We start from the raw sequence: 809 nt of genomic DNA on the forward strand, positions 1-809 counted from the left end.
GTGTAGATGGTGTCGCAGACGAGGCCGTGCACGAACCGCACCCGCCCGGGCGCCGGTTCGGTGAGCAGTCCGGCGGCCAGCCCGGCCTCCAGCGCCCGTAGCACAGTGGCCTCGTCGGTGCCGGCGGCGTCGACGAGCGTCGGCACGTCAGCCTCTCGCCCGACGGCGGCGGTGAGGCGCAGCACCGACACGGCCGTCGCCGGCAGCCGGGAGAGCCGTCGGCGCAGCACGTCGCGTACGCCCTCGGGCACGTCGGAGGTGGCGACGAGCGTGCCCTCGGCCGCGAGCAGCCGCGCCGACTCCCGGACGTAGAACGGGTTGCCGCCGGTCCGCTCGGCCAACGCGGCGACCGTGTCCGGGTCGACGGTGGTCCGGGCCAGCGCGCCGAGCAGCCGTTCGACCTCGGACGTGCTCAGGCCGCCCAGCGGGATCCGGTGGGGTGACCGGCGGGCCAGCACGGCCATCGTCTCGGCGAGGCGGTCGGCGTTGTCCGCGGGCCGCAGCGCCGCGACGAACAGGACGGCGCCGGTGGTCATCTCGGTGACGCTCTGCAACAGCAGCAGGGTCTCCGCGTCGGCGGCGTGCAGGTCGTCGAGGATCACGGCGACCGGTCTGCGGGTCGCGGCGGCGTCCAACCAGGTGCCCACCGCGCGGTGCAGCCGGAACCGGCCGGCGGTGACGTCGCCACCGGGCTCACCGTCGCCGCCGCCGAGCAGCGGGGCGAGCGCGGGTGCGAGGTCGCCCGGGGGTGCCTGCTCGGCGAGTTGCCGCAGCGCCTCGCACGCGAAGCCCCCACACGCGCCTCACTC

1 pseudogene is annotated in these 809 nt (G+C 76.4%); it reads right to left on the reverse strand.

From position 1 onward, the window contains the following. Window positions 1–647: pseudogene (locus tag KBX53_RS34590) on the reverse strand (SARP family transcriptional regulator); the annotation flags it as partial. Window positions 648–809: the final 162 nt, after the last annotated feature.

Source organism: Micromonospora sp. M51, from assembly GCF_018070305.1.
GTDB classification, from domain to species: domain Bacteria; phylum Actinomycetota; class Actinomycetes; order Mycobacteriales; family Micromonosporaceae; genus Micromonospora; species Micromonospora parva.